At 74.7% G+C, this 5,573-nt stretch carries 7 protein-coding genes; 4 read left to right on the forward strand and 3 right to left on the reverse strand.

Annotation, left to right across the window (positions count from 1 at the left end; all coding sequences use genetic code 11):
- Positions 1 to 64 precede the first annotated feature (64 nt).
- Entirely contained in the window at positions 65 to 847 is a 783-nt protein-coding gene (locus ACFU6K_RS29890; protein WP_380668235.1) for a hypothetical protein, read from the reverse strand.
- Positions 844 to 1,812 (reverse strand): ATP-binding cassette domain-containing protein, encoded by a 969-nt coding sequence (locus ACFU6K_RS29895; RefSeq protein WP_380668237.1) that lies wholly within the window; start codon positions 1,810 to 1,812, stop codon positions 844 to 846. The genes ACFU6K_RS29890 and ACFU6K_RS29895 overlap by 4 nt, the downstream gene beginning before the upstream one ends.
- Before the next feature lie 164 nt (positions 1,813 to 1,976).
- Here ACFU6K_RS29895 and ACFU6K_RS29900 point away from each other — a divergent pair, with 164 nt between their 5' ends.
- The 4 genes from ACFU6K_RS29900 (at position 1,977) to ACFU6K_RS29915 (ending at position 5,388) form a co-directional block, all read left to right on the forward strand.
- Positions 1,977 to 3,242, forward strand: coding sequence for a sensor histidine kinase (locus tag ACFU6K_RS29900; RefSeq protein ID WP_380668239.1), 1,266 nt, complete (start codon positions 1,977 to 1,979; stop codon positions 3,240 to 3,242).
- Positions 3,239 to 3,937 (forward strand): response regulator, encoded by a 699-nt coding sequence (locus ACFU6K_RS29905; protein ID WP_380668241.1) that lies wholly within the window; start codon positions 3,239 to 3,241, stop codon positions 3,935 to 3,937. Before ACFU6K_RS29900 ends, ACFU6K_RS29905 begins: the two co-directional genes overlap by 4 nt.
- A 142-nt stretch (positions 3,938 to 4,079) precedes the next feature.
- A complete protein-coding gene (locus ACFU6K_RS29910) occupies positions 4,080 to 4,691 on the forward strand; it encodes a hypothetical protein (protein WP_380668243.1) in 612 nt (203 codons plus the stop codon).
- 211 nt (positions 4,692 to 4,902) lie between these two features.
- Complete coding sequence (locus ACFU6K_RS29915; RefSeq protein ID WP_380668245.1) at positions 4,903 to 5,388, forward strand: hypothetical protein; 486 nt, start codon at positions 4,903 to 4,905, stop codon at positions 5,386 to 5,388.
- Here the strand turns inward: ACFU6K_RS29915 and ACFU6K_RS29920 are convergent.
- Positions 5,385 to 5,573, reverse strand: a 189-nt coding sequence (locus tag ACFU6K_RS29920; RefSeq protein ID WP_380668247.1) for a hypothetical protein, incomplete at its 5' end; no start/stop codon positions are given. The genes ACFU6K_RS29915 and ACFU6K_RS29920 overlap by 4 nt on opposite strands.

Below are 5,573 nucleotides of genomic sequence, written 5' to 3' on the forward strand. Positions count from 1 at the left end.
GCGGGGGGGTGTCCCACGGAGGCTCCACCCGCTCCGTACCGGCCCCGGTGTCAGGCGTCAGGCGTCAGGCGTCCCGGCGGGACAGGCCGAGGCCGGCCAGGGTGAGGGCGACGGCGAGGTAGCCGGCCAGGGCGGCGAAGCAGCCGACCGGGCCGAGGCGGTCGGCGCCCGCTGACGCGACCGTGGTGCCGAGGCCCTCGAAGACGCTCTGCAGGCCGAACCGTGACACCTCGTCGCCGAGCGGTGCCAGCAGCATCGGGGAGAGGAAGAACAGGCCGAACAGGGCGGCGACCGCGCCCGCCGTGTGGCGCAGGACGAAGCCGAGCGCGAGGCCGAGCAGGGCGAAGGCGGACAGGAACAGGCCGCAGCCGACGACGGCGCGCGCCACGCCCGGGGCACCGAGCGGGACGGAAAGGTGCCGGGCGCTCAGGGCGCGCTGGCCGAGCAGGAAGGTCAGGAAGGCGAGCAGCTGCCCGAGCAGCGCCGAAACCCCGCCGACCACCAGGGCCTTGGCAACGAGGACCTGGCCGCGCCGGGGCACGGCCGCCAGGGTGGTGCGGATCTGGCCGGTGGTGTACTCGCTGGAGGCGGCCAGCGTGCCCAGGGTGCCGACGGCCAGCACGGCGACGTAGAAGCCGCCGGAGAAGCCGTAGCGGACCGGGTCGAAGCGCTCGCGCTGCTCGGCGCTCCAGGAGGCCCAGTTGTCGGCCGCGCTCGCGTAGTCGATCAGGCCGATGAACAGCGCGGCCGCCAGGGCCACGGCCGCGGCGAGCGGGGTCGCGCGGACGCTGCGCAGCTTGACCCACTCCCCGGCCAGGGCGCCCCGGGTGGTCGGTGCGGTGCTCATGCGGTCCTCTTTCCGGGAGTCGTGTCGGGTGTCGTGACGGAAGACATGGCAGGGGCTGTGGAGGCGGCCCGGAAGTCGACCGCGCCGCCGGTGGCGTCCATGAAGGCCTGCTCCAACGAGGCCTGCCGGACGGTGAGTTCGTGGACGCCGATGCCGTGCCCGGCGGCCAGTTCGCCGATGGCGGACGGTTCCAGGCCGACGACGGCCAGCGCTCCGGCGGGCTCCTCCCCGACGAAGGCCGCCCCGGCGGCGCGCAGCAGCCGGGCCAGCTCCGCCGGACGGGCGCAGCGCACCAGGACGTCGGTGCGGGCGTGCTCGGCGAGGAAGTCGGCCGTCGAGCGGTCCGCGACGAGCCGTCCGCGCCCGATGACCACCAAGTGGTCGGCGGTGAGGGCCATTTCGCTCATCAGGTGCGAGGAGAGCAGCACGGTCCGTCCTTCGGCGGCGAGGCCGCGCAGGAGGGTGCGGATCCACTGGACGCCTTCCGGGTCCAGGCCGTTGACGGGTTCGTCGAGCAGCAGGACGGGCGGGTCGCCGAGGAGGGCGGCGGCGATGCCCAGGCGCTGCTTCATGCCGAGCGAGAAGCGCCCGGCCCGGCGGCGGGCCGCCGTCGCCAGACCGGTGAGTTCCAGCACCTCGCGGACCCGGCGGGGGCCGATGCCGTTGGTGACGGCGAGGCCGAGCAGGTGGTGGTGGGCGGAGCGGGCGGGGTGGACGGCGCCGGCGTCCAGCAGCGCGCCGACCTCGCGCAGCGGGTGGCGCAGCGAGGCGTACGGCCGGCCGTTGACGGTGGCCCGTCCCGCGGTCGGGGCGTCCAGGCCGAGGATCATCCGCAGGGTGGTGGACTTGCCGGAGCCGTTCGGCCCGAGGAAGCCGGTGACCTGCCCGGGGTGGACGGTGAACGTGAGCCCGTCCACGGCGAGGGCGCCGCCGTAGCGCTTGCTGAGGTCGCGTACCTCGATCATCGTCGTGCCTTTCCTTGTGGCGTGCCTCCACGCTCCCGTCCGCACCGGGGGCCCGGCCTCCCACCGTGGGCGGAATCCCGGCATCCGACGGGGCTCGGGCTCTGCCCGTGGTCGTAGGCCTGTGGGGCGATGCCCCGGCGGCGGGCCGCCGCTAGCCTGGGGCGATGCCCGACATCCCGCGCCCGCCGGTGACCAGGAGGCTCCGCCCGGGCCACTGGGTGATGGTCGACCTGGCGGTCTCCCTGGCCCTGACCGTGCTCACCTGGCTGCGGGTGCTGGACGCCTACCGGGTGTTCGACCCGCACCACCGGGGGTACGCCGAGCCGGCCACGGCCGAGCTGGTGACGGTGCTGGGGTGCGTGGTCGTCGTCGGCGCGGCGGCGGGCCTGCGGCGGCTCGCGCCGGTGGCCGCGGCCGGGGCGGTGTTCGCCGCCTGGGTGGTGGTCGTGGCGGTGGCCGGACGGCTGACCATCGCCAACCTGGCCGGGTTCCAGGTGGTGCTCGCCGCCGCGATGGCGGTCTACCTGGTCGCGGCGGTCGGCTCGCCGCGGGCCGGCGCGGCCGCGCTGGCGGCCGGGCTGGTGGGCGCCGGGCTGAGCGGGTTCGGCTCGCGGGAGCTGTGGAACAACCTGGTGTTCGCCGCGCTGGCGATCGTCACCGCCTGGGCGCTCGGCAGCGCGGCGGCCCGCTACCGCGCGTACGGCGCGGAGCTTCGCCGCCACCAGCTGGACCTCGCCAGGGCCGAGCTCTCGGAGGAGCTCGCGGAGGAGCGCACCCGGCTGGCCCGGGAGCTGCACGACGTGATCGCGCACAGCATGAGCGTGGTCAACGTCCAGGCGGGGTACGGCCGTTTCGTGATCGGCCGGGATCCGGCGAAGGCCGGGCAGGCGCTGGACGCCATCCAGGCGGTGAGCCGGGACGCGATGGTGGAGATGCGCGGGCTGCTCACCGTCCTGCGCGGGGCCCCGGCCGGGGGCGCCGACCGTGGAGAGGACGCCGAGTTCGCCCCCGCGCCCCGACTGGCCGACCTCGAACGGCTGGTGGCCAGCAGCGCGGAGGCCGGGGTGCGGGTCGAGCTGCGGGTCGGCGGCCGGGTGCGGCCGCTGTCGGACGGCGTCGAGCTGTCGGCGTTCCGGATCGTCCAGGAGGCGCTGACCAACGTGGTCAGGCACGCGCGCACCGACTCGGCCCGGGTGGACGTGGCGTACGAGGAGGACCGGTTGGTGCTGGAGGTGACCGACCCCGGGTGCGGTGCCCCGGACGTGGCGGGAATCGGCGGCGGGCACGGCCTGGCCGGGATCGCCGAACGGGTCGGCCTGTACCGGGGCCGCCTGGAGGCCGGGCCGGGCGCGGACGGCGGCTTCCGGGTCCGGGCCGTCCTGCCGCTGGCCGAGAGCGCGGTCGAGACCACGGTCGAGACCGCGTCATGACGACGGCCGGGGAGCGCCCCGCCCCGCCGATCCGGGTCGTGGTCGCCGACGACCAGGCGCTGGTCCGGGCCGGCCTGGCCGGGATCGTGGCCGCCGCCGACGGGTTCACCGTGGTGGGCGAGGCCGCCGACGGCGCGCAGGCCGTCCGCCTGGCCCGGACCGAGCACCCGGACGTGGTCCTGATGGACATCCGGATGCCGGGCACCGACGGCCTGGCGGCCACCCGGCGGATCACCGCCGAGAGCGCCGTACGGATCCTCGTCCTCACCACCTTCGACCTGGACGAGTACATCTACGGCGCGCTGCGCGCCGGGGCCTCCGGCTTCCTGCTCAAGTCCACCCCGCCCGAGGAGCTGCTGACCGCGATCCGGGTGGTCGCCGCCGGGGAGGCGCTGCTCGCCCCGAGCGTCACCCGTCGGCTGATCCGCGCGTTCACCGCCGTCCCCACCGGCCCCGCCGAGCCGCCGACGGACCACGGCGGCGAGCGGCAGCGGGTCCTCCGGGCCGTCACCGGACGGGAGTTGGAGGTGCTCACGCTGATCGGCCGCGGGCTCACCAACGCCGAGATCGCCGAGCAGCTGTGCGTCAGCACCGGCACGGTCAAGACCCACGTCGGCCACCTGCTGGCGAAGCTCGCCGCCCGCGACCGCGTCCACCTGGTGATCACCGCCTACCGGGCCGCCCTGGTCGCCTGACACCCGCCCCGGGGCCCTGGACACCGCCGCCCGTGACGGTGGGTGATGACGCTACTCGGCGCAGCGGGTTTGCCGCCCGCCGGCGGGCCCGGAACGCTGGGAGCCCGGGGGGATCCACCCGCCACACCAGGAGTCCCCGCAGATGTCCCCGAAAACCGTCGCCGCCCTCGCCGCGGGCCTCGTCGGCACCATAGCCCTCGCCCACGTCGCCTTCGCCGGCGCCCCCGTCACCCTGAACATGGCCACCGGCAGCGCCGAGTGCACGCTCACCTGGGCGAAGCCCGGCATCACCTTCAAGGCCCTCACCCCCGGCGGCAACGCCGCGTCCTTCCGGGACGTCGACGCCACCGGGACGGTCACCATCGACCTCACCTCCGTCGGCAACCCCGTCACCCTGGCGAACTCCGTCTACATCCGGACGGCGGCCAAGGGCGGCTTCACCCTGACCGACGCCGCCGGCCGCTACGTGCAGGTCTCGAACCTCGAAGGCAGCCTCTCCGGCGACAGCACGTTCGTCGTGCAGACCAGCAGCGACCCCGCCGGTACCCGCCTCCCGGTGTACAACATCCCCACCCGGCCCCGGATCAGCCCGGACGTGCGGTCCGTGCTGCCGCCGCGGGTCAACCTCGCGCTCTCCGACATCTGGATGAGCGCCCTGCCCGAGTTCGCCACCGTCATGAACCAGACCTTCGGCGACGGCACCCTCCGGCCCGGCGACCAGCTCGGCACCTGCACCGCCCAGACCGCCTCCTGACCGGGGCGCCGACCGGGTACGGGTGACGGGGTCGATCCGGCCCCTGACCCGGCGTCCGAGAGGATGCCGCCCGATCGGCCCCCGGCCTCGGCCGACGCCGGTCCAGACGGGCGTTCATCGTTTGTCTACCGCCCTCGCGCATGATCGTCCCTGCACAGCGCGCCCCACCCGTTCACGGGCGCGAAAACGGACGAGAGAGGCACACGGGGAAATGAAGACGACGAAGAAGCTGCGGAACACGGCCCTCGGGATGGCGGCCGGCCTGCTGGCCCTGGTCGGGACGGTGACGTCGGCAGGGACCGCACACGCCGACGTGCCCGCCGCGTACATGGACGAGCCCGGCATCCTCTACCGCGGCGGCCACATCGAGGCGGGCGACACCCAGCTGGTCCTGCAGAACGACGGCAACCTCGTCCTCTACCGGGCCTACCAGGACGCGAGCCTCGTCCACGCCGTCTGGCAGGCGCCCAAGACCTGGGGCTGCGGCTACAAGGCGATCATGCAGGGCGACGGGAACTTCGTCGTCTACGACGCCAACAGCCGCCCCTGCTGGAGCGCCGACACCTTCAAGCCCAGTTCCTGGACGAGGGCCAGCCTTGAGGTCTCCGCCCTCGGCGGCCTCAGGGTCGTCTTCGTCAACTCCAGCGGCGGTCGGAGCAGCAGCTGGGCGACGATCCGCAGCTCCGACCTGTACTAGCCGATTCGGATCACGCCGGGCGCGCGACGTGATCCGGAGGAGCGGCCCTGGCCACCGGAGGTGACGGCGGTCTGCCGGTGGTGAAGGCGATCCATCAGCGGTCTGTGGGTGGCACGTTGTTCATTGGCCGGGCGGTGCGTCGCCGACGACGCACCGCCCGAGCCGAAGGAGCCCCCGTCATGTCC

Origin of the sequence: Kitasatospora sp. NPDC057512, assembly GCF_042802135.1 — a bacterium.
In the GTDB taxonomy this organism is placed as follows: Bacteria; Actinomycetota; Actinomycetes; order Streptomycetales; family Streptomycetaceae; genus Kitasatospora.